36 protein-coding genes are annotated in these 19113 nt (G+C 50.5%); 9 read left to right on the forward strand and 27 right to left on the reverse strand.

Going from position 1 to position 19113, the window contains the following annotated elements; translation table 11 throughout:
* Window positions 1–48: 48 nt before the first annotated feature.
* Both ACQ66Q_RS03940 and ACQ66Q_RS03945 read right to left on the reverse strand, forming a co-directional pair.
* A complete protein-coding gene (locus ACQ66Q_RS03940) occupies window positions 49–429 on the reverse strand; it encodes a hypothetical protein (protein WP_430455596.1) in 381 nt (126 codons plus the stop codon).
* 106 nt (window positions 430–535) lie between these two features.
* Window positions 536–1042, reverse strand: a complete 507-nt coding sequence (locus ACQ66Q_RS03945) for a DUF2726 domain-containing protein (protein ID WP_430455597.1) — start codon at window positions 1040–1042, stop codon at window positions 536–538.
* 486 nt (window positions 1043–1528) lie between these two features.
* Here ACQ66Q_RS03945 and ACQ66Q_RS03950 point away from each other — a divergent pair, with 486 nt between their 5' ends.
* Window positions 1529–1915, forward strand: a complete 387-nt coding sequence (locus ACQ66Q_RS03950; protein WP_430455598.1) for a hypothetical protein — start codon at window positions 1529–1531, stop codon at window positions 1913–1915.
* A 9-nt stretch (window positions 1916–1924) separates the two neighbouring features.
* Complete coding sequence (locus tag ACQ66Q_RS03955; protein WP_430455599.1) at window positions 1925–2263, forward strand: hypothetical protein; 339 nt, start codon at window positions 1925–1927, stop codon at window positions 2261–2263.
* Window positions 2264–2273: 10 nt separating this feature from the next.
* On the opposite strand, the gene ACQ66Q_RS03960 is transcribed toward ACQ66Q_RS03955, so the two are convergent.
* The 24 genes from ACQ66Q_RS03960 to ACQ66Q_RS04075 all read right to left on the reverse strand — a co-directional run bounded on the left by ACQ66Q_RS03960 (window position 2274) and on the right by ACQ66Q_RS04075 (window position 13876).
* Window positions 2274–2420 carry a hypothetical protein gene (locus tag ACQ66Q_RS03960; RefSeq protein WP_430455600.1) on the reverse strand — a complete coding sequence of 49 codons (147 nt, stop codon included), beginning with the start codon at window positions 2418–2420 and terminating at the stop codon, window positions 2274–2276.
* Window positions 2420–2584 (reverse strand): hypothetical protein, encoded by a 165-nt coding sequence (locus ACQ66Q_RS03965; protein WP_430455601.1) that lies wholly within the window; start codon window positions 2582–2584, stop codon window positions 2420–2422. Before ACQ66Q_RS03965 ends, ACQ66Q_RS03960 begins: the two co-directional genes overlap by 1 nt.
* Window positions 2577–3155, reverse strand: a complete 579-nt coding sequence (locus tag ACQ66Q_RS03970) for a hypothetical protein (RefSeq protein ID WP_430455602.1) — start codon at window positions 3153–3155, stop codon at window positions 2577–2579. The genes ACQ66Q_RS03965 and ACQ66Q_RS03970 overlap by 8 nt, the downstream gene beginning before the upstream one ends.
* Window positions 3156–3243: 88 nt before the next feature.
* A complete protein-coding gene (locus ACQ66Q_RS03975; RefSeq protein WP_430455603.1) occupies window positions 3244–3831 on the reverse strand; it encodes a hypothetical protein in 588 nt (195 codons plus the stop codon).
* 3 nt (window positions 3832–3834) lie between these two features.
* Window positions 3835–4011 carry a hypothetical protein gene (locus tag ACQ66Q_RS03980; RefSeq protein ID WP_430455604.1) on the reverse strand — a complete coding sequence of 59 codons (177 nt, stop codon included), beginning with the start codon at window positions 4009–4011 and terminating at the stop codon, window positions 3835–3837.
* Window positions 4004–4651 (reverse strand): hypothetical protein, encoded by a 648-nt coding sequence (locus tag ACQ66Q_RS03985; RefSeq protein WP_430455605.1) that lies wholly within the window; start codon window positions 4649–4651, stop codon window positions 4004–4006. The genes ACQ66Q_RS03980 and ACQ66Q_RS03985 overlap by 8 nt, the downstream gene beginning before the upstream one ends.
* Window positions 4651–5154, reverse strand: coding sequence for a hypothetical protein (locus ACQ66Q_RS03990; protein ID WP_430455606.1), 504 nt, complete (start codon window positions 5152–5154; stop codon window positions 4651–4653). The genes ACQ66Q_RS03985 and ACQ66Q_RS03990 overlap by 1 nt, the downstream gene beginning before the upstream one ends.
* A gap of 20 nt (window positions 5155–5174) precedes the next feature.
* Window positions 5175–5822 (reverse strand): hypothetical protein, encoded by a 648-nt coding sequence (locus ACQ66Q_RS03995; protein WP_430455607.1) that lies wholly within the window; start codon window positions 5820–5822, stop codon window positions 5175–5177.
* Window positions 5822–6589: a hypothetical protein gene (locus ACQ66Q_RS04000; RefSeq protein ID WP_430455608.1), complete on the reverse strand. Its 768-nt coding sequence runs from the start codon at window positions 6587–6589 to the stop codon at window positions 5822–5824. Before ACQ66Q_RS04000 ends, ACQ66Q_RS03995 begins: the two co-directional genes overlap by 1 nt.
* A gap of 9 nt (window positions 6590–6598) precedes the next feature.
* The gene (locus ACQ66Q_RS04005) at window positions 6599–6814 is read right to left on the reverse strand and encodes an LPXTG cell wall anchor domain-containing protein (RefSeq protein WP_430455609.1); all 216 of its coding nucleotides are present in this window, start codon (window positions 6812–6814) and stop codon (window positions 6599–6601) included.
* A 2-nt stretch (window positions 6815–6816) separates the two neighbouring features.
* A complete protein-coding gene (locus ACQ66Q_RS04010; RefSeq protein ID WP_430455610.1) occupies window positions 6817–7098 on the reverse strand; it encodes a hypothetical protein in 282 nt (93 codons plus the stop codon).
* Window positions 7099–7109: 11 nt separating this feature from the next.
* Window positions 7110–7496, reverse strand: coding sequence for a hypothetical protein (locus tag ACQ66Q_RS04015; RefSeq protein WP_430455611.1), 387 nt, complete (start codon window positions 7494–7496; stop codon window positions 7110–7112).
* 81 nt (window positions 7497–7577) lie between these two features.
* Entirely contained in the window at window positions 7578–8414 is an 837-nt protein-coding gene (locus ACQ66Q_RS04020; RefSeq protein ID WP_430455612.1) for a major capsid protein P2, read from the reverse strand.
* A gap of 10 nt (window positions 8415–8424) precedes the next feature.
* Window positions 8425–8550 carry a hypothetical protein gene (locus tag ACQ66Q_RS04025; RefSeq protein WP_430455613.1) on the reverse strand — a complete coding sequence of 42 codons (126 nt, stop codon included), beginning with the start codon at window positions 8548–8550 and terminating at the stop codon, window positions 8425–8427.
* A gap of 109 nt (window positions 8551–8659) precedes the next feature.
* Window positions 8660–9373 carry a hypothetical protein gene (locus tag ACQ66Q_RS04030; protein ID WP_430455614.1) on the reverse strand — a complete coding sequence of 238 codons (714 nt, stop codon included), beginning with the start codon at window positions 9371–9373 and terminating at the stop codon, window positions 8660–8662.
* Window positions 9357–9842 carry a hypothetical protein gene (locus tag ACQ66Q_RS04035; protein WP_430455615.1) on the reverse strand — a complete coding sequence of 162 codons (486 nt, stop codon included), beginning with the start codon at window positions 9840–9842 and terminating at the stop codon, window positions 9357–9359. The genes ACQ66Q_RS04030 and ACQ66Q_RS04035 overlap by 17 nt, the downstream gene beginning before the upstream one ends.
* Window positions 9839–10237, reverse strand: coding sequence for a hypothetical protein (locus ACQ66Q_RS04040; protein WP_430455616.1), 399 nt, complete (start codon window positions 10235–10237; stop codon window positions 9839–9841). The genes ACQ66Q_RS04035 and ACQ66Q_RS04040 overlap by 4 nt, the downstream gene beginning before the upstream one ends.
* 100 nt (window positions 10238–10337) lie before the next feature.
* Window positions 10338–10601, reverse strand: coding sequence for a hypothetical protein (locus ACQ66Q_RS04045; RefSeq protein ID WP_430455617.1), 264 nt, complete (start codon window positions 10599–10601; stop codon window positions 10338–10340).
* Entirely contained in the window at window positions 10592–12544 is a 1953-nt protein-coding gene (locus ACQ66Q_RS04050) for a replication endonuclease (RefSeq protein WP_430455618.1), read from the reverse strand. Before ACQ66Q_RS04050 ends, ACQ66Q_RS04045 begins: the two co-directional genes overlap by 10 nt.
* 10 nt (window positions 12545–12554) lie before the next feature.
* Window positions 12555–12896 (reverse strand): hypothetical protein, encoded by a 342-nt coding sequence (locus tag ACQ66Q_RS04055; protein WP_430455619.1) that lies wholly within the window; start codon window positions 12894–12896, stop codon window positions 12555–12557.
* Window positions 12881–13162 (reverse strand): hypothetical protein, encoded by a 282-nt coding sequence (locus ACQ66Q_RS04060; protein WP_430455620.1) that lies wholly within the window; start codon window positions 13160–13162, stop codon window positions 12881–12883. Before ACQ66Q_RS04060 ends, ACQ66Q_RS04055 begins: the two co-directional genes overlap by 16 nt.
* The gene (locus ACQ66Q_RS04065) at window positions 13159–13440 is read right to left on the reverse strand and encodes a hypothetical protein (RefSeq protein WP_430455621.1); all 282 of its coding nucleotides are present in this window, start codon (window positions 13438–13440) and stop codon (window positions 13159–13161) included. The genes ACQ66Q_RS04060 and ACQ66Q_RS04065 overlap by 4 nt, the downstream gene beginning before the upstream one ends.
* Entirely contained in the window at window positions 13437–13619 is a 183-nt protein-coding gene (locus tag ACQ66Q_RS04070; protein WP_430455622.1) for a hypothetical protein, read from the reverse strand. The genes ACQ66Q_RS04065 and ACQ66Q_RS04070 overlap by 4 nt, the downstream gene beginning before the upstream one ends.
* Complete coding sequence (locus ACQ66Q_RS04075; RefSeq protein WP_430455623.1) at window positions 13616–13876, reverse strand: hypothetical protein; 261 nt, start codon at window positions 13874–13876, stop codon at window positions 13616–13618. Before ACQ66Q_RS04075 ends, ACQ66Q_RS04070 begins: the two co-directional genes overlap by 4 nt.
* A 269-nt stretch (window positions 13877–14145) precedes the next feature.
* Here ACQ66Q_RS04075 and ACQ66Q_RS04080 point away from each other — a divergent pair, with 269 nt between their 5' ends.
* Window positions 14146–14454 (forward strand): helix-turn-helix domain-containing protein, encoded by a 309-nt coding sequence (locus tag ACQ66Q_RS04080; RefSeq protein WP_430455624.1) that lies wholly within the window; start codon window positions 14146–14148, stop codon window positions 14452–14454.
* Between the two features lie 75 nt (window positions 14455–14529).
* Here the strand turns inward: ACQ66Q_RS04080 and ACQ66Q_RS04085 are convergent, their stop codons facing one another.
* Complete coding sequence (locus ACQ66Q_RS04085; protein WP_430455625.1) at window positions 14530–14877, reverse strand: DUF3693 domain-containing protein; 348 nt, start codon at window positions 14875–14877, stop codon at window positions 14530–14532.
* A gap of 134 nt (window positions 14878–15011) precedes the next feature.
* On the opposite strand from ACQ66Q_RS04085, the gene ACQ66Q_RS04090 reads away from it, so the two are divergent.
* From ACQ66Q_RS04090 to ACQ66Q_RS04115, 6 genes are all read left to right on the forward strand, one after another.
* Window positions 15012–15377, forward strand: coding sequence for a hypothetical protein (locus ACQ66Q_RS04090; RefSeq protein ID WP_430455626.1), 366 nt, complete (start codon window positions 15012–15014; stop codon window positions 15375–15377).
* A 10-nt stretch (window positions 15378–15387) separates the two neighbouring features.
* Window positions 15388–16560, forward strand: a complete 1173-nt coding sequence (locus ACQ66Q_RS04095) for a phage/plasmid replication domain-containing protein (protein ID WP_430455627.1) — start codon at window positions 15388–15390, stop codon at window positions 16558–16560.
* A gap of 9 nt (window positions 16561–16569) precedes the next feature.
* Window positions 16570–16917 (forward strand): hypothetical protein, encoded by a 348-nt coding sequence (locus ACQ66Q_RS04100; RefSeq protein ID WP_430455628.1) that lies wholly within the window; start codon window positions 16570–16572, stop codon window positions 16915–16917.
* Between the two features lie 2 nt (window positions 16918–16919).
* Window positions 16920–17180, forward strand: coding sequence for a hypothetical protein (locus ACQ66Q_RS04105; protein WP_430455629.1), 261 nt, complete (start codon window positions 16920–16922; stop codon window positions 17178–17180).
* Complete coding sequence (locus ACQ66Q_RS04110; protein WP_430455630.1) at window positions 17180–17374, forward strand: hypothetical protein; 195 nt, start codon at window positions 17180–17182, stop codon at window positions 17372–17374. The genes ACQ66Q_RS04105 and ACQ66Q_RS04110 overlap by 1 nt, the downstream gene beginning before the upstream one ends.
* A 102-nt stretch (window positions 17375–17476) precedes the next feature.
* Window positions 17477–19111 carry a hypothetical protein gene (locus tag ACQ66Q_RS04115; protein WP_430455631.1) on the forward strand — a complete coding sequence of 545 codons (1635 nt, stop codon included), beginning with the start codon at window positions 17477–17479 and terminating at the stop codon, window positions 19109–19111.
* The last annotated feature ends 2 nt before the right edge of the window (window positions 19112–19113 follow it).

A 19113-nucleotide genomic window follows, 5' to 3' on the forward strand; every position in this document is an offset into this window, starting at 1 on the left:
ACGCCAAAAGCTAAAAGCGCGAGGCTTTTAGCTTTCTGTCGTTGCCGGTTATTCAGTAATCGGGCTTGGATTTAAATCGTCTGGCTGAGCATAAGCCATCGAATCGGGCATACAGGTCAGGTCCAGAATCTTTTTATCAATCCTCACAAGAGCGGTACAATCCCCGAGCTTTTTAACCGCATAGCTTTTCGGATAGAACGGCTCTCCGTCTGCGGTCACAAATGCCATGTTCACACCCCGAGATGTCTTCTCATATCCGGCGATATAAATCTGGTTCTGCTGGGCTTCGGGTTCCGGCTTGGGGCCGTCACCCGTTTGCCCAGGGGGGACATTTTCGGGTTTTGGATAATGATACTCATACTGTGCAACTGGCTTAGCATCGCAGCTGCCAAATAGCTGCTTGTAAGCATCGTTGCACAACGAAATCATTGTTCTTATTTGCGCCTCATGTAGCCAAAAACCAGGTAAAAAGACGAGCAGGGCGCTGTTATCTTTAGAAGAATACTTACCGGAATCAACACAGAAATGACTGTGTTCAATCGGTTACTGCTGTAAGTTCTGCCTTGATTTTCTGTTGAATTTCCGTCACTTGGTAGCTGGAATGTGCGGCAAAACGGACCAATGATAAGCCTGCGGTAGCGCATGCAGAAACAATCAACGAGTCGCGGTTTTGTGTTTTGGCTTTTTGATGGCTTTTGTCATCTAGTTCAATCACGGCAATGACTTCAAGCGTTTGTTTATTACACAGCACAAAATCAAAATGTTTGGATGAAACCTGGTTAAAAGCAGTTTGCCAGTCACTTTTGTTCAGGCCTTTGGCTGGTAACAAAATAACGGCGATGCGGACTTTGCCAAAGATCCGGTATTGATCTGCAACCGCTAAATCCAGCACACCAAGAAAAGAACGCTCTGCGGGTGTAAACAACGTCTTGTTCAGAACATATCTATACGGCTGGCCAGCAGCGTTGTTTTTACCAAATAACAGTTTCAGCACGACAAACAGCAAAATAGCGCCGAAAAGAAACAACATAGAATCTGACATAAAGCTCTCCATAGCAGTGAAATTTTTAAGATACACACGCGTGCAATCCAGCACAGCGTCAAAGTCAATTTGCCACAAATGACAAACACAGAATAGTCTTTAACTTTTATTGGGTTACGTAGCTACAGCTGCGTAATCATTTCACATAACTAATACATTAGCGGACATGCCACAGCGCTAAATCAGAGCGGTATTCGTTTGAGTTAAAAAAAATGCAGGTAACTAAGAAGATCAGTGGATAATCCCATAGCTTTTTGTAAATTAGGCAAATAGATAATTCATTGATATCTATATAGATGTATGTGTTTGCCCAAACACTATATATCCCATAATGTATATTATGTTAAATGAAGTGTATTTAAACTGTAATTGTAAAAGTCCGAGTATTGCCCGTTCCGTTCAAAAAATCCAATCTGACCAGTGTTTTTCACTATTACCTAATTTAGTGAAAAATGACCTTTTTAGAATTAAACGGAATTATATTCAATGTCTATATATCAAAATAATCTACTACCAGACCGCACTATTTTATGGCTCACCGGGTTTTGCACCCCAGAACAGACAAAACCCATGCCTGACAAAATCGCCAAGTTTTTCAATATAACCGACCGGACTGCGCGCCGTTGGATCCAGCGCGGATTACCGGCTTACGCCCGGAATCAGCTGATTATGGTCATGGATGGCCGCATGCTGCCGCCCGCTTGGAAAGGCATTCAAATTTGCCATGATGGCATTCATTTTAACGGGCACTTTCTGCCGCTGAACAACCTGCGGCTACTGCCGTTTATCCTTCGGCATGTCGATTGGTCCAAAGTGCCTGCTGTTGTCCACAGGCCCGCCCCGGATGTATCATTTCCGCAAAATGAAACATAAGGAAAACCAATGAGTAAAGATTACAAAATGGACATTGAGGTTAAAGAAGCTCGCGTCGATTACAACCCGGACATTATTCAAGTGTTTGCTCAGAAGCTCTACAGCAAGGCAGATAGCATTGAGGCGCTCTATGCAATAATCGGCTTGGTTGTCGGCTTGGCTCTGTTTGCTAGTTTTGGCGCAAGCCGTGGCACAGCTGACGTTACTGTCATAATGTCGATTGCTGGCGCTATCCTTGGCGTCTATATCGGCAAGCAGATTGGCATTAGTCGCTCTATTCAGTACCGTATTGAAGCTCAAAAAGCGCTTTGCTTTGTGCAAATTGAAAAGAACACGCGGCCCAATTGAGCCGCGTTTTTTATGCCTGGCCGGTCAGTTTTTTTATGCCGGTGAAAATTTCCACGTTATGCAACCGTCTGTCCAGCCTCCAGAGAAAATAAGCCAGACAGATCGTTGCACTATCCCCACCCATTGATAACGCCTGTTGCAGCTGCTCCAGTTCCATTATTTCACCTGTTCCGCTTCCATTGCTGGCGCTTCTGCGATTGCATCCAGCACCGGCACAATGGCCGGGATAAACGGCGCGGCCCCGGTAAAGCCGATCACCAAAACAATTGCCTTTTTGTAGCTGCGCCAAAACGCCTTTACCGATTCAATTTTTTCACGCACTTTTAAAACTCCCGTCTGAATAAACAACAACAAAATCCGTAGTCTTAACCAGCTTTTGCAGCGCTGGCTTTAATGTCGGGTTAGGTAACAGCACAGACCAGCCAGCAACAGACGTTGACGCCTTATCCATAACGTACTTTTCAAGTATCGCCTTGTTTCCCGGATGCATCCCGATCGCTGCCTTGTACGCTGTATCTTTCATTTTCCAGCTTGAATCAAAGTCTCTGGCCCGGATAACAACATATGCTGTAGTTGCCTGAACCCCCTTTGTATCTTGATATTTGCCTTGTGAAACTTGGTCCCAAAACGATGACCACGCCCCCATATAGCCGCCTGTTTCTGAATTCCAAAACTTATCCGTAACTGCCAAAGCGGCATCTACAGTCGTCTTTTTCTGCGTATTCAGTACTACGTCTGCAACGTCAAAAGCATTTTCAGCAACCCCTGCCGCTTTAAGCAGTGTATTTAGAACCCCGGAGCGGTAGACCCACCACGCAAAGCCAGCTACCGATACAGCGATTACACCGGCCTTTGTGACGTCTACGTAATCTTTAACGGTCATATCGGCCATTTACGCCCCCGGCTGCTTATCGCTGGCTTTGAATTGTTCCCACAGGTACGCGGCCACCAGTGAGGCGGCAACGCTCATAATCAGTTGTTTATGCCATGCCATTTTGTACCGCCTCCACAATCAGCGCTTTACTGTAAGGCTGCTGGCCGTTTTCGAAGAAAATCATGTTTTCCACCACGGCGGCATATTGGCTAACACTAATCAGCTGATCGCCCTCACCAATGCCGGTTTTATTAACCAGATGCTTCACATAGTTGTTTTGGATGGTTGAGCTGTCGCCCGCTGTCCAGCGCTGGATAATGCCCCGGATAGTATTCAGGCCGTAGCTGTTGCGGTACGTGCGCAGCAACCGGCCCATGGCCCGGATACCGTTTTGCGCGGTGTCGAAAATCTCGAACGTGCCATCGTTACCGACTTTACCCACCCACGGCGATGCTGATTTTTTGATGTTGCCCGGATTGTTATTCCGGATACCCCGCGGGACCGGCCCGGCTACCGTTACCGGTGGCTTTTCTTGCGTTGTTGGCGTTGTTGTTGGCGCGGTATTGCCGCCCGCTGTTGGTGTTGTCACTGGTACTGCTCCTGTTTCTGACGCATTGGCGCGGCTGGCGAACATCAGCCCGGCCACTGCTGCCAGACCTACGCCACCGCCGATTAAAAGACTGGTTTTATTCATGGCTTAAACCTCTGGCGCTGGCGCAAAATTGCTGCCGTCCCACAGGTCGCCCAATTGCACCGCCCGCCCGTTAAATTGCCCGGCTGCGTCCAGCGCCACCAGATTGGGTAAATTGAGCTGTGCTGATAGTTCGGACAGGCAAACAACCTGCCCCCCTTCAATTTGTGCGAATTTATACATATTCGATAATCTCCAGTTTAATTATTGGGTTTGCCGATGATGCGCCGGTGTTGATGATGCGCACTTTATCTGCATCTAGTGCAATGTTTAGCGATGCGGTAGCAAACGTTGCTGATGCTATCGTGTTGATGCTGCTTTTTGCCGGGTCTACCGCTGCAATTGCAAACTGGTTTGTGGCATTGGCGGCAACTGACGTTGATATATTCATCCGCTGAATTGACTTGATAGGACTGCCAGCACTACCGCCGCCCCCGGTGGTCGGAATAGCTGCAACGCTACTTTGCAGCGCCACCGCTTTGCTATCCACTGCCGCCACGGCATTTAATACCGGCGTTAAATCCGTTGTACCGCCGCCACCGCCCGGAATGGCTGCAACGCTACTTTGCAGCGCCACCGCTTTGCTATCCACTGCCGCCACGGCATTTAATACCGGCGTTAAATCGACATTGCCCCCGGTTGGCGCTGGGATTGCCGCTATTGCATTGAGGACCGGCGTTAAATCCGTTGAACCGCTACCGCCCGGAATGGCTGCAATGGCATCAAGGACCGGCGTTAAATCCGTAGTACCGCCGCCACCGCCACCGCCGCCCGCTAATAGTTGGTCCAGCTTTTTGACCATTGGCGCTGTTAGGGTAATCATCAGAAAAACTCGATGACCTGCCAGTAAACAGCGGTCGTATAGCTGGTGCTGGTCATAAACCCTGTTACTTCCAAGTTTGTTGCGCTGGTCAGCCTTGCGGAATGCTGCGCCGGGTTATTGCCTGCCCCCAGAACAACCCCGCTAACAATGACTTGTGACTTGCTAAAGTCCACGGCTGAAATAGCAATATTGAGCGTATTTTGCGTACCGGATGCGCCATTTGGCGATGCTATGCCCCGCTGGATTGACTTCACAACGCCCTTAGCATTGACTGCGGTAGTTACTGCGCCGGTTTTCGTATCCGTGTTGCTGTTGATGGCTGTTGTTTGTGTTGCAAGCTGCGCGGTTGTGTCCGCCTTGACGTTATCCCGCGCCGCATTGACCACACCTGCAAGCGCTGCAGCGTCTGCATCCACATTGGCATTTACGTTATCCCGCGCCGCGTTGACAGTGACGTCAATCGCGGCCTTTTGGCTGTTCAGCATGGCCTGAATTGCAGCCATGTTACTGACTATAATGGGCATTAGCGCTTACCCCACATGACAGAAATTTTTGCAGCCTGCGCGCTGTTGTTGAACACATGCACTGCGCCCACCGTGTCGAATTCCAGTGAGGCCGGGGCCGCTTTGGAACCGGTGAACAGTGCGCCCCGGCCTGCCGCAACGTTAGGCCCGCCGACTCGACATTCTGTTTCTGTCGCGCTGATGTTTTGCAAAATCACGGTTCGGCGCTTATCGACGCTTGCGCCAATCACCTGTACTTTTTGCCCGGCTGGAATATCCACATCTAACGCGTCATCCACCGCGCTTTGTGACAGGCTGGTCATATTGCCATCCTCAACGGTCGCCGTTGCGGTAACGTTGATTGGCTCGACAATGCGCTGTAGTTCGCCCCCGGTCACTGTTACGGCTCCGCCGTCGCTGCTGATGATCCGAACCGGGCTTGATTCAACATCAATTTGCGCTGCAATGGTCCCTTTGTTAGTAACTCGCACTGAGCGAACCGACATGCCGGAAAAATCGATGTTATCGCCCTGGCGCAGACTGAACTCCGGCAATTGTGTTGCCGGATCATCACAAAACACGGTCCCGGATACGCGCCGCGCCACCAGAAATCGGCCTGATAACGCAATGTTGGCGCTCTGGCCCGGTGTTAAATTAATTACGGCCATTATTTACGCCCCCATGCCATAAACACAAAACCCAGTGCCAGAAAACCGCCCAAGTACATCAGCGATTTCTGCATCCCTTCAATCATTAAATCCTGACCGCCGAGCGCTGTCGTTTGGATTAATGCCGCGTTACGCTGCATGGCCGCGTTGCTGGCGTCAATTGCTGCCTTGGTGCTGTTTTCAGTGGTTTCAGCCAGACGCTTTGCGGCTTCTGCGCTCGCCTTATTGGCGGATTCTGTGGCATATAAAACGCCCTCGATCGCCTCTTTGCTGGTCGCCCGGTTTGTATCCAACGCATAACGGCTGGCATTTTCCACACTGCGCAAACTATCCGAGCCAAACGCCAGCGCGTCACGCGTTACCGCTTCATTTGCTTTGGTGGCTAAATAGGTTTGTTCGGTGGCGTTTTTGAGCGCGGTTTGCATGGTTGCGCCTAAAACGTTGGCAACGTCCCGGCCAAAATCAAATGCGCCGTCTGCCGTCATCGTGACATTGCCACCCACATTGGCCCCGGCCAATTGCCCGTCAAAATTCCGGCTGCTGTTGTCGGAATTATCCACCCGGTTATCTGAATTGTTGCTTGCGTCCTGCCACCAGTCAGACCGGCTGTTATTGCTGTTATCGACTCGACGGTCTGAATTGTCCGAACTGATTAGGTTTCCATCGCCCAGAATGCCGGATAAATCACCCTGTACGCCGAGCGTCGTGCTGTTGTTCGTGGTGGTGCTGCTGGTACTGCTGGATTTGCTGCCGCTAAATAAGCCCACAAAACCCCCTTATTTCTTTTTCCACAGGTAAAACGCGCCAACGCCTAACGCCGCCACGCCAAGCCAAACCAATTGGCCCTGCCAAGTCGGGGCGAAGTGGATCGCCCCGCCGTTGTTGTTCTTGCCGTTCACATCCCCAGAAACAGCACTACCGGAGTCGCTCAAACTAGCGCCGCCGCCTGCGCCCGGCATCCCCGGAATGCTTGCTGCCATCAGTGGTCCCATCGTTAACGGTCCTCGAACTTATAGCCGGGCCGTGTTGGCGGTGTTTCGTAAATCCGCTTGCTTTGTGACGTCTGGCCCGATTGGCCGAGCGCCCGGAACATCTGGCGCGGGTCGAATCGCTCAGACGGCAACACGTTATCCGGGGCCACTTCAGCGCGGGCAAACATTGGTTGTTTAACGCCTGTTGCCGCATCCGTTCGCGACAGTACAGCGGTCTGACTTTGCGGTGTCACACTTTGCGCGGTCGTTAAAAACAGGCTTTTTGCTTTTTGCAGTAAACGCATGATCACCTCCATTATTTCAGGACTTTAAAAGCCAGCACTGCCAGAATTGCACCGCCGATTAACAGTGCGCCCGTTTTGATGCTGCCGTTTTCAATGGTCATGCCGCCAATGGTCACAACGTCATCATTGAGCGTTGCGCCGTCCCAGTCCCGGCCAACGCCGGTTACTTGCTGGCGCTGGTACGCTGCCGAGCTGGTCGCATCCAGATAGGCTTGCTGCTGCGCCGGGTTATAGCCGAGCTTTTCAGCAATCTTGCCCTGTACATACAGGTTTGAACCTTCGCCGATGGATTCGAATATTTTCCCGCCCATCTGACCAAAGTTATTGACCAAGCCGCCCCACCAGTCTGTATTCGCGGTGGTCGTTGCTGCGGTGGTCGCTGCCATCACTGCATTCATAATTTCTTTACTCCGATTAAAAAAGCCGCGTTTTTTGGGCGCGGCTTTTGTTTTATTGGTTACGCGTTACCCGCCTGGCGATTACGCTTGATTGTCAAAATACACTTGGTCCAGCGTTTCGCACAGAATTGGGACCGCGCCCAGTGCTGTGACGTCATAGCGGAACTCGAGCGCCTTTTGTGCAATCGTTGGAAATGCACCTTCCAGCTGGAAACCAATATGGCCCGGATCAAAGTGGAACACGTTGGCAACTGCTGCGTTGTCGCCGCCCTCGTTTAAGTCTTCCCGGTTATCGGTCGCGTTCGCGTTAAACACTTTCAGGTCATCTCGGAACACTTGCAGTTTTGACACGTTGACAGATTTGAAGTGCAGACGGCGGATAAAGTGATCACCACGGCGTACCGGGTAATTAAACAGGTTTTCACCAATGACTGCCGGGTCTACGTTGATTGTATAAATCTTTGGCAGGAAACGGCGAACCGGCTGCGCTGGCGTTACCAAAGCACGGGCGCGCAGTGTTGGCGATACCGCTGCGGCGGCAAAACTGACATAAACGGTCAGCGTATCGGATGGCAGCGTTACCAGCTCACCAACGCGCATGCTGTTGAGCGTTTTTGCTTCCGGGTTAAAGAAGTTGATCACATAGCGGCCCGCGCTGCGGCTGCGCTTGGTGTAGCCTTCGAGCAACGTTTTTACATCGTATCCGGTCACGTTGACGATAGTCTGGCCGTTCAACTCGACTTCGATTTTTTCAATGTGTGCAATGTTGGTAATGTTTGAGATCAGCTCAATCGAGCAAAACGTTGCGCCCGGCGTGATTTGCAAACTGGCGCGGACGCCCGGTGCAACGCCCTGAAATGCGTTCAGCTCGACCGGTGTCGGCTTAAAGCCGTTGATTGCGATTTGTAGTAAATCCATCAGATACCCCTTAACCGATGATCTGACGGGCAGCGCGGATGTTGTTTGATGCATAAACAACGGCTGCGGCGGTGCCTGCGGCCACTAAAATCAGTGTCATCAGGCTGTAAGTTTGTTTGGTTTGTAAATCTGGCATTTTTGCCCCCACTGGTTAAAAGAAAAATCGACATAAGCGGTTTGCAGCCTATGCCGATTTTTTGAACCAGTTAAAACGGATTCCAGAAACTTTTCTGAAATTACCCGTTTTAGAAACTCAGGCTTTTTTGCTCGTAATTCCCAATACCGGCGCGCTTTACAAGGTAATATTTTGTGTCTTTTCGCTTGCGGTTTAAGTCGCCCAATTCCTTTATTTCATCGAGCTTGCAATCCAGTTCCTCCGCCCAGCGTTTCGCGTCAATCATGGCCTGTTGCGCACCCACTACCAATACGGCGGCTTGTGTGATCAGCGTTTTTGGTACTTCAGTCGGACGCTGAAAAACAAAGTGACAGACCAAGCCAAACTTGCGGCCCCCGGTCGCAATTTCCCCGATGCGGTTGGACGCTTTGCCGGTGCCATCCATGTATTTAGCCATTTCTTCGAACACGACATGTAACCGGCGCTTGCCGTCTGCTGCTTTCCAGATTAGGTCCGCAAACCACGCGGATTCTGCCTTGTAATCGTCGCTGCTGTCGCATTGTGGCTGGTACGCCACGGCAAACGGCTTGCCGCTGCTCCACGCCTCGACAAAGGCCCGGTAAAACGTCATCCGCGTTGTATAGTGGTAAACCTTGCGCCCGCCAAGTCCGGACAGCTTGCGCCGCCGGTTTGGCAGATAATCGCCGTATATATCCAGTATCGCCACCGGATCGCCATCCTGGATAAGCCCCAGTAACTTCACGGCAACGGTTTTGCCGCCGCCGCTGGTCCCGCAATAGCAGGCATGTTCGACGGTGTGCGCGTTGTTAGGATTGATTGCCATGCCCGGCCACCGGCTGCGCTGTTTGGATTTTTTGCGCTTTGTCCTGTTCGATTTTATATTCCCGCTCTGCTTTCCACACGGCATAGACCACGGAACCAATAGCCATAGCGGCTTTTAGTTCCACTTCCCACCGGGCGAACAGTTCGGATGGTTCACCAATGCCGTATTTCACCAGGCACGGCGCAACGCCCTTGGCTAAGTCCCCGGCCAATCGGTCATTCAGTCCGAGCTGGCGCCCGGTCATCACTTGCGCCTGATAGAAAAACAACCCCGCCGCTGATTTCACGACTTGTTCAGTCGCGGCAATCCGCGCCGGGTCCAGTGTGGCTTGCTTTTCCAGTGGTGCCAGTTCGGCCTGCGGTGCTGGCTGCGCTGCCGCTTCGGTCTGGCCCATCTCTAACAATTCCGGGCTTAACTCTGGCCCGGTATCCTGCGCCAGCTCTGGCGCGGTCTGAATTTGATCTGTCATCGTAAAGCCTTTAATGCAAAGCCTAACGCGCCCAGTGCAAACAAGGTAAAGCCCGCGACTTTCTTAAGGCTTTTGCTGGTTGGCGCTGCTACTGCGCTTTGTGGCTGTGGTTGATTGATTTCTGGAATTTCCAGTGTTTTTGCGGTCTGCGTCTGAATTGTTGGCTTCCAATGTCCCGGATCACCGTCTGAAATTTCAGAAACGTTTTCTGTAACTGGTTCAGAAATTCCTGAAACTGCATTTCTGAGTTTTTGCTGAAAAACCGGGGCGCTCGACCGGTGACAACCGCAAGAACAGTGCAGGTATAACGCGGGCGAATTTTTGGTTTTCTTTACAGCTGCGCCCGGTTTATCGCAAACCGTGCAATTCATTGTTGCGAGTGCATCACCGGCCATTTTTATTGCTCCAGCCAAAGTTTTTCAGATTTGAGCGCAGCCCGGATAGACTGCGCCAGATAGGACCAGTAAAAGGCCCGGTTAACAGATGGCGGCGCTATCATGCCGCCACCCCTGAGCCAGATTTTTGCAGTTTGGTTACGCGGCCTTTTAACGTGGCGATTTCCTGTTTTAACTCTGCAATCTGCGCGGCGGTTTCATCGCTCTGGCTTGCGCCGTCGATATGCTTTGCAACAGCCAGCAATACCGGGACAATGTCATTTTTCACTAGCTGCTCATACGCTGCCGGGCGCTGAAACATATTCATTTCCCCAATCAAGTCTGCTTGCGCGACGATTCCTAACACTTGCTCAGTCAGTGCCATAGTATTTCTACCTTCTTTTGTGGTTTTGGTGGTTCTGGCGCGATTTGCGCCGGTGGTTTTTCTGCATAGCCGAGCAATTCAAGCCCGCCGTGCCGGATTTTGTAGCGCGCCCCTTCGATATTGACCGTACAGCCCCGGTGCAATAGCGCCAGCGCTTCAGCGTCAATGCCCAATTTTTCTAATTTTGGGTCTGTAACCTGGCCCTTTCCTGACTGCGTACAGTTAGTGCCACAAGTCCAAGATTGTTGGCTGGCGCCAACTTTAAGAGCGTCCCGGCGCTGCATCTGCCATTGGTGCAGCCGGGTAAAAGCGGTTTGATTGCCTGCGGTCACGCCTTTGATTTTTCTGACCGCTTCGCCGTATTCGTTGCCATAAGGGATAGTTTCATATTCGATCGCGGTGTCTATCTGCTTCATTGCCCGGATAAAGTTTACAAAGTCTTTGCTGTCAGCCGCCTGTCGCAGCTGCTCTAGTTCCTGCTGATGCTCACCTGTAAAGGCTTCACGCACCCGGCGAATTTCACGATATGCGGTAATCGGATCGCAGCCTTGGAATTGGAACTGCCGGATATTCCAAGTACTGGCCCACGTTTTAACGTTCATAACGCCTTCGCCCAGCGTTTTACCGGTCTCTTTGTCTATCAGGTCAGCGACTTCAAAGCCGTTAATGTTTTTGGATACGTATTTAGCGATATACGCAGCGGCGCTGCCCTTTTTCGGGTCAATGATTTCTACATCAAAACGCGGCTGAAACGGCATATAGAACCGGCGCGGCTCTGCAACTTTGCGCCCCTGCATTTTCTGAAAGCCCCACATTTTTCGGGCTTGCCGCCATTTTTTGCGCAGCTGCTTGCGGTTTTTAAACCGGGCCATCAGTTCGCCAATATCAGCCCGGCAAAAGTAGTAACGGATCACCCGGCAAAGGAATTTGATTTCATCCGCTGGAACAAAAAACAGCATATGCCAATGCGGCGTTGCGTCTTTGTGCGGTTCAGCTACCCGGATACCAAAATAGGTTGAATCGGCCCGGTTCAGTTTGGCGCGGGCTAGTCCCCACGTTTTGACCATATAGTCATTGGTCTCAGTTGGCGTTGCCCCGGTCCATTTCTTCGAATTTGCATGATATTTCGAAGGCGCGGACACCGTGATAAACACGGCCTTAAAATCTATTTCCTCTGCGTACTCTTCTAAGCCCCTGATCCGCTTCATTAGCTCAGCGCGGGCGTTTTCCGGGTTCGCTATGCTGGCGTCGATAGCCTTGATTAAATCCAGCTGTTCGCCGTTTTCGTTGGTTAAAATCAGACTTTCAGCCCAGCGCCGTTGCGCGGCTTTATCCCGGATAAACTCCGCTATAGCCCGGTGCGATGCATACGGACTGGCGTTGCGGCCCACGGCCCCGGCCATGATTTCCAGTGTTTCAAGGTGCTGCTTTCGCAGCTTTTGCAGCTTGCGGTTCCACCATTTAGCGCACTGCAAACGCAGCAAGGCGCACTCCATCACTTCCGGCTCTTGGTCCTCACCGTAAAGCGGCGGCGTTACCTGCGGGATTCGTTGCAGCGACAACCGGCAAACCCCGTCATAAGTCGCGGTCAAGCTGTCCAGATAAGGCGTACCGGGTGGCAAGCTATCTGCAATTTCCAACATATCCGCAAAGCACTGTTGCGCCAGTTCCCCGGCAAGTTTCTTTGTCTGGTCCTTGCTGGCGATCACCTTTTGCGGGATTTTAAAATCGGCTAAATACTGGCCCTTCTTTGCTGCCTTGACGGCTGCGCCAGACACGGCCCGCAGCGCTGAAATGTTGCTGTTGTAGTCCTGTTCCCGGTCTGCGTTGTAAATCAGTTCAACGGCATTACCGCGCAGTGTGCGCGGTATCCGGTTAATCGTGGTTTTTAGCCCGGCAATGAATTTGCCTTGGTCGTGCTGAAAGGCCCAGTTTTGAAGCATTGGCGCGGCCTTACTTGAAACGGTCTAACAGGTGCAGCTGATCCGGCGCCAATAACAGCGTTATGTCTTCGTCTTCGAAAACGCCCGTATCAGCCTCGCCTGTTTCGTCGGTCCACTGGAACTGTAAAACAATCTCCCGGCACATTTCGTCCGGTTGAAATTGCGAAACAGTGCCCGTGCGCCAATGTGGAATCATCACCGGTTCCGGTGCCTTGTCTAAACCAAGGCTGATAAATTCCGCCGCTGGCGTATATCCCACGACTGCCATAATTTGCAGCCCTTCCAGTTTCTGGCGCAGCCGCGCCGCTGCATGACCTGCGTTAACATGGAAATTTGTTAGAACGGCAACCATGTGTCACCGCCTTCTAATGATTCTGATATTTTTGGCTGCTCTGACTCTTTGACTTCACAAAACATCAGCTCACTTAATACGGCTTTTTTCTTTCTGCGCATTAGCTCTGCAACGTCTGATTCTGCTTCCCTGCGATCGAACGGGCTATAAACCTTCGCGCCAGCAATGCACCATGCAGTACAAACCCGGTCATTTTTGATGCTACGGAAAAACCGCCCATCTATGACAATCACAAAACCGGCTTTTTGATGGAAATTTTCAATCATGGCAGCGCCCCCACGCGGCCCAGTATCACCACTTGATAATACTCACCCCGGATAGTCAGCCGCTTTTGCGCCTCTGCCAAAGATGGCCCACCAATAACAAACATGCTGGCATCAGCCAATATGTTTACCTTGATAAAATCATCTCTAATTGCTCTACCATAACTGCCTTTAACGATTCGAAGATATGCGCCGCTTTCAAACTGAATAACGGCGCACTGCTTCATTGCGTTTTGTATTCTTTCGGCCTCTTGCTTTGCGTCAAACTCGCACCGGTTCATAAGCCACCGCCTACCGGGACCACAGACGGCAACACAAACAAAAATGCTAACGAGGTATAACCAAAGAACAGCACCAGCTTTTGCGCTTGGCGTTGTTTGCTTGGCTTTGCCAGAAACAGGTTCACCATTGCAGCCAGAAAACCCAGCGTTGCGAGTAATGCGAGAACCGGGGCCATCATTGCGCCACCCCGTTTAATTTGCTGCCGCGCAGTGTGCGCTTTGGTGCTGTTTCTGCCAGCCGGGCTTTAATTTTGGTTAGGTAGGAATCATTGAGCGCCATTTGTTCCGCGCTGCGCGGCTGGCCCGGCTTTTTTGCGCCGTGTTCAATGCCTTCCAGATATTCGAGATACAGATCCAGCGATTTCGCCGCCGTCTGGTCTTTGGTGCAGTTTTCCCTTAACACTTTTGCAGTGTTATAGGCTGGCTTCATGTTCATTAATGATTCAGGTGATTCAACTACTGTATATGCATACATTGCTTAAACTCCTTTTGATTGCCGCCCTACAAACCGCCCCTACAGCGGCGCGGGTTAGTGTCGGAACCGGAGCTACCGACACGCCCGCATAGGGATTTTTTGAACAGCCGAGGCTGTCGGAGTGGAAACTAATGTAATCGCTTAAATGCCACAAGCCCTGTAAGTAATTGAATCCCTTGACTTATCGGACTAAACTTGATGCGGATTTTTTGATCAATCGGAGCTTTAAAATGAAAACTTGTGATTTTCTGGATGCCGTCAAAGCCTCATATTTATTGACTTCTGATTATCAGCTGGCAAAGAAACTTTCTATTTCTCAGTGTTCAATTACCAACTACCGTAAAGGCCGCACGGCAATGGACAATGATTTGGCTGTGAAAGTCTCCGAGCTTTTAGACCTCGACGCCTTGTATGTTGTGGCCTGCGTCAATATTGAACGGGAACAAAAAGCGGGAAACGATATGATGGTAAAGTTTTGGATTGGCTGCGCAACACAGGGCGGATTGGACCCTGCCATTTTCGCCACCTCTGCGGCATGATTTCGCGCTATCCTATTGATTTACGGTACATAATCTTTGCGATAGCACCGACTCTGTATATTATGTTAAATTGGATTATGCGGAAGCAGATGCTTCACTCGGACTTGGTGTCAGAGCTAGGCTCATCGTCAACACGACGGCCGCAAATACTCCCGCTAATCTCTTTAGCACTTTTTCAAACTCTGCCCTGACTGCAGGTGATTTGGCTTTTTCCATATCTAAACGTACCAGCACTTCGCCGATGTCCATTTGGCAGCGTTCTGCGATCGTCATGGCTTGTTCTGGTGTCAGGTGGCGTAAGCCTGTCCGGATTTGGCTAACGTTGCCAACTGTCATTGCTGGCAGCTCAGAAGCGATAACCTTATCTGATTTTCCGCCATCCAGTTTTTTGTATTCGTCGATTAGATAACCGCTGTAATTCATTAGGTTGTCCCCTGCAAAAGCTCTGCTAATTCTACCTGCTTAGCTGTCCGTTTCAAAATTACTCCAAAAATGAAGTTGACTAATTAAAAATCGGCGATCACAATCACTCCAGTTTTGGAGTAAAAGGATCTGCTATGAACTCCCTTGTCACGCACTACGAAAAAACCGAAGCCCTGAAGAAATTAGAAATATTCTTCCCGCATTTCTCCCTTGCTGTATCTCCATCCGAAATCGCGTTTCTGTATGACTGGCTCGATGTGCCAGGCGATGAAAACGAAATCAACGCCGACCCGTTTGGGTTCTTGTTGCGCGACACCGAAACCGGCGCTGTCGTGCTGTTCTCTGCTGGCGATGACGATATCGTCATTTGTCACGGAGTATTCGCAGAACCGCAAGGCGCATTTGACTTAGCCTGCGATTACAGCGCGTCAGAACTTCACATTACTGAATTTGCCGCGATCGCCAAGCCTGTTTTATCCACAGATTCAGTGGATAACTGAGTAACAGCCTGTGACTTGGTTTATCGACCGCCTCACCATATGCCAGACGCACCATCAGCGTTTACCGCTGATTGGTGACAAAGGCTATATGACGGTCGATTTACACACCGGGGAAACCTCCAACGAGGTCCGTACATCAAAAACAACCGTTCAGGCCAGCCATTCAACATCACTGCGCGTCAGCTGTGACGGTCATACCGTAATAGTCGAAGGCAACCCAAGCCGCTTTGGCCGTATTGAAAATCTGGTCGGCCTGACCACTGTTGAAGACTGCGTAGCGGTCTATAACCAAGTGCTTTTGCGCCTTGGCCTGCCGCCGTTTACCACTGGCAATTTTGAGTTTTTACAGGGTAAAGACGGCGAAAAACAACGGAAATTCTACTCTGGCGCCATCATCAAACACGTTGATGTCACCAAAAATCACTGCGTAGGCTACAAAAACGAGCGCCCGTTTTTACGCGCCGTAGCCACCCTGTCACTGCCGAACGGCAAACACCCCTTTTTATATCCCAATGGCTGCACGGTCGATTTCAGTACCACGCGCAGCACTGGGGGTAGTTCTTGGGACTACACAAAGATTTACGTCAAAGCCGCCGAGCTGATTGAACACGAAAAGAAGAACCTGAAAAACGCGACGCCTGAAGATGAAAAGTACTACCGGGAACTGGTGGAACATTGCGCTTTTAGCGGCATCGTGCGCGAGGAACATTCTTGGAAAGCAAAAAAACTGGCTCGGTATGACCTCTGTTATTACGGCTACGTGACGTTAGAACAACTGGTTAATCACCACACCATGACAACCCTTGAATCGTTAATCAAAACTTTGGAGGTCGCCACAGTGGACTACATCACTATTGCAGACCAGCTCATGCAGCGAAATATCGTTAAAAGCCGTCAGGCCGCTAATGCGACCGCCCAATACTGTCACCAGTGGCAGCACGGTATGTCATTCCATGACACCGACAAAAAGCGCACTAACACCAGCCAGTATTACGTCCACAAAGCAAGGCTTCTGGCGCTTGGCATTGATATTTCCGTGCCGTTCTGCCCGACCCGTAACGTCATTCCGACTATCCACAACCGCCGCACCATTGAGCGAAGCGACTTCGTGACGCCGCCTTGGTACAGGCACGCAACCACCCGACCAACCTTTGAGTTGATTAACTGCGGCAAAGCCGCTTAAGGAAACACCATGTCCCAGCAAACCCAATTTATCGTGCTGCACATATCAGCGGGCTTTATGGAAGACGGCACGCCATACGCTGGCGTTGAAGTCATTAACCCATATCCAAAAAGCACCGGCATGAAAGGCAATATTCAATACGGATCTCCAGCGGTAAAACTGAAACTCGTTGACCGCAGCACCGGCAAGCCGAACGTAGAGCTTGCCCGCAAAATTGAACAAGCCGGCGCGTACCTTCAGACCGTCAATTTCGAAGGTGTCTGGGAAGTTGGCAAAGTTAAAGGTGTTGAACAGATGACGTTCACCATTTTAGACGCCCAGTTTCCGCACCTTGAACTGAATAAAAAGGCGTCTTAATCATGCCTATTTGCGCACAACCCGACAGCGCCGGTGCTTTGCACACCGTTGAAGTCCCCTCCATGGCTGAGTGCCCGGGTTATGTGCTGGTCACTCCGACCGACAGTATTGCGTTTCTAGAGCGCATTTTCGACCCGTCGTTTGTAACTCCTGAACAGTACGAAACGATGTTTCAACTTGGTTTTGTAACGCCTGTTTTGGCCTATTTGGTCGCTTGGGCGTTCCAAACCGTCATTAACTTTTTAGAGAAGGATGATCTCTGATGAAAAAATTAGGTGTTGTTGCGCTGGCTGTTGCCAGTGGTTCTGCTCTGGCTGCTGGTCCAGATATGTCTGCGTTAACTGCTGCGGTTGATGCGGGCACTATTGTTACCGCAATCGGTGCTATTGCTGCCATCAAAATCCTGCCGGGTGTTGCCAAGTGGGGTTACAGCAAGGTGATCGGCTGGTTCCGTTAATCCAGCTGTTCACAAAGAAGGGGCTGCGGCCCCTTTTTTCATATTTGGAGGTGTTTATGTTCTGGGCCTTATTAATTTTCGCGTTGGGAATGGTGGTGGGATATGCAACTGTTGCTGGTTTCAAAAGCTAAAAGGTTTTCGCTGTGGGTGTTTACCCATATCTGGGCATTGTTAAAACGCATCATTAAGAATCCATTGGGGTTTATCTGGTGGGCGTTCAAAATGTACATAGCACTGATGATGCTGATGTTCTGCATCTTGATGAGCTTTGGCGCTATCGCTCAGACTGGCCCTACTGGCACTAACCCTGATTTGGATTATGCCGCCGGTTGGCGTTTTCCAACTCAGGATGAAATAACTGTGTGTCGCGGTTGGCACCCTTCTTTGCCGACAACAGACCCAGCCTATCCGAGCTTCACACTTCCTGGTCGTAAGACGTCCACTGATTGTACAAAAGAAGCAACACAGCGCTATCAAAGCGCTTGGATGGCAAAGTTAAATGAAGGCGCCAAATGCCCGCATATCATCACTAAGCAGATTGCTAGTGGATGGATGTACCAGAAACGCTATTGGCACGTGAATAATTCAACTAAACAAGCGTTTTGTGCCAATGATGGTGGCGAAGTTGCTGCAAGTGTCAGCAGTTCAGTTATACGCTATGAAAACAGCGTTACTTGTCCCGCAAAGCCCACTTTCAATAATCCTGATGAAGACGAAAAACGCCGTCATTTCACTGTGAAAGAAACGATAGATTCGACGCCCTATTGCTTTAAGCCAAAGGAAAAACCGACGTCTTGCCCGAAGGTCGGCGACATTCAGGTCGCGCCAATTCGTCATTTTGACACCGTAACGACGTCCGATAAGGTATGTGTAAAAAACGACAAGGGCGACTTGTGCCCATTTAAAAAGGTTTCCACTGGAGTTTTTGAGCCTGATACAACCAGTCCTAACGAATGCGGCTCTGGTGGCCTGCCAGTGTCAGACCCTATCCCGCCGGTTGAATGCAAGGAAATGCAAAGCGGCCAGCGCGCTTGTCGTGCGGATCCGAATCAAAAATGCACCAGCAAAGACGGTAAGCAAACTTGCGAAGCGTCATGCGGTTACGTGAACAACGTTTTTATGTGTGTCGAGGGACAGCCAACCAATACGCCACTTGCACCATTGAAGCCAATCGATGACACCATAACCAATCCAACTAAGAAAACCCCGGAGATGGAAAAGTCGGATTACAAAGACGTGATGAAAGGCGCTGAGGGCCGTTTAGATAACGTCGTCACCAGCATCGAAAATCTAGGCAAACAGCTTTCAGACCAAAAAGCCGATGGCCCGACAAAATCAGGTCAGGATCGCAGCAACATGTATTTGTCATCGATAGACAAAAACGTTGCTGAGATAAACAAAAAGCTGGATGGCCCCGGTGAAGACGAAGAAGACGTTCCGCTTAATCCAAAGGAACTCGATTTCGAACATAACGACTTTGAGACAAGGAACTTCGGCACCGTCATTGATACCGCAGCCAAAGCGCTATTAGGCAAACCAATTTTTATGTCCATCAAAAGCTACTTTAACGCCTCTTTCGGTGGTTCCTGTCCGACTTGGTCTGTTGACGTTGATGTCTACACCATAACGATTGACCAGCTTTGTTCCGAGACTATGAATCAGGTTTGGCCGGGGATCCGAGCCATTATCATTTTGGTTTTTTCGTTCCTCGCGTTTCGCGTGGCGTTTTTAGACTAAGG

The sequence above is a fragment of the Rheinheimera sp. genome, assembly GCF_965283995.1.
GTDB lineage: Bacteria > Pseudomonadota > Gammaproteobacteria > Enterobacterales > Alteromonadaceae > Pararheinheimera.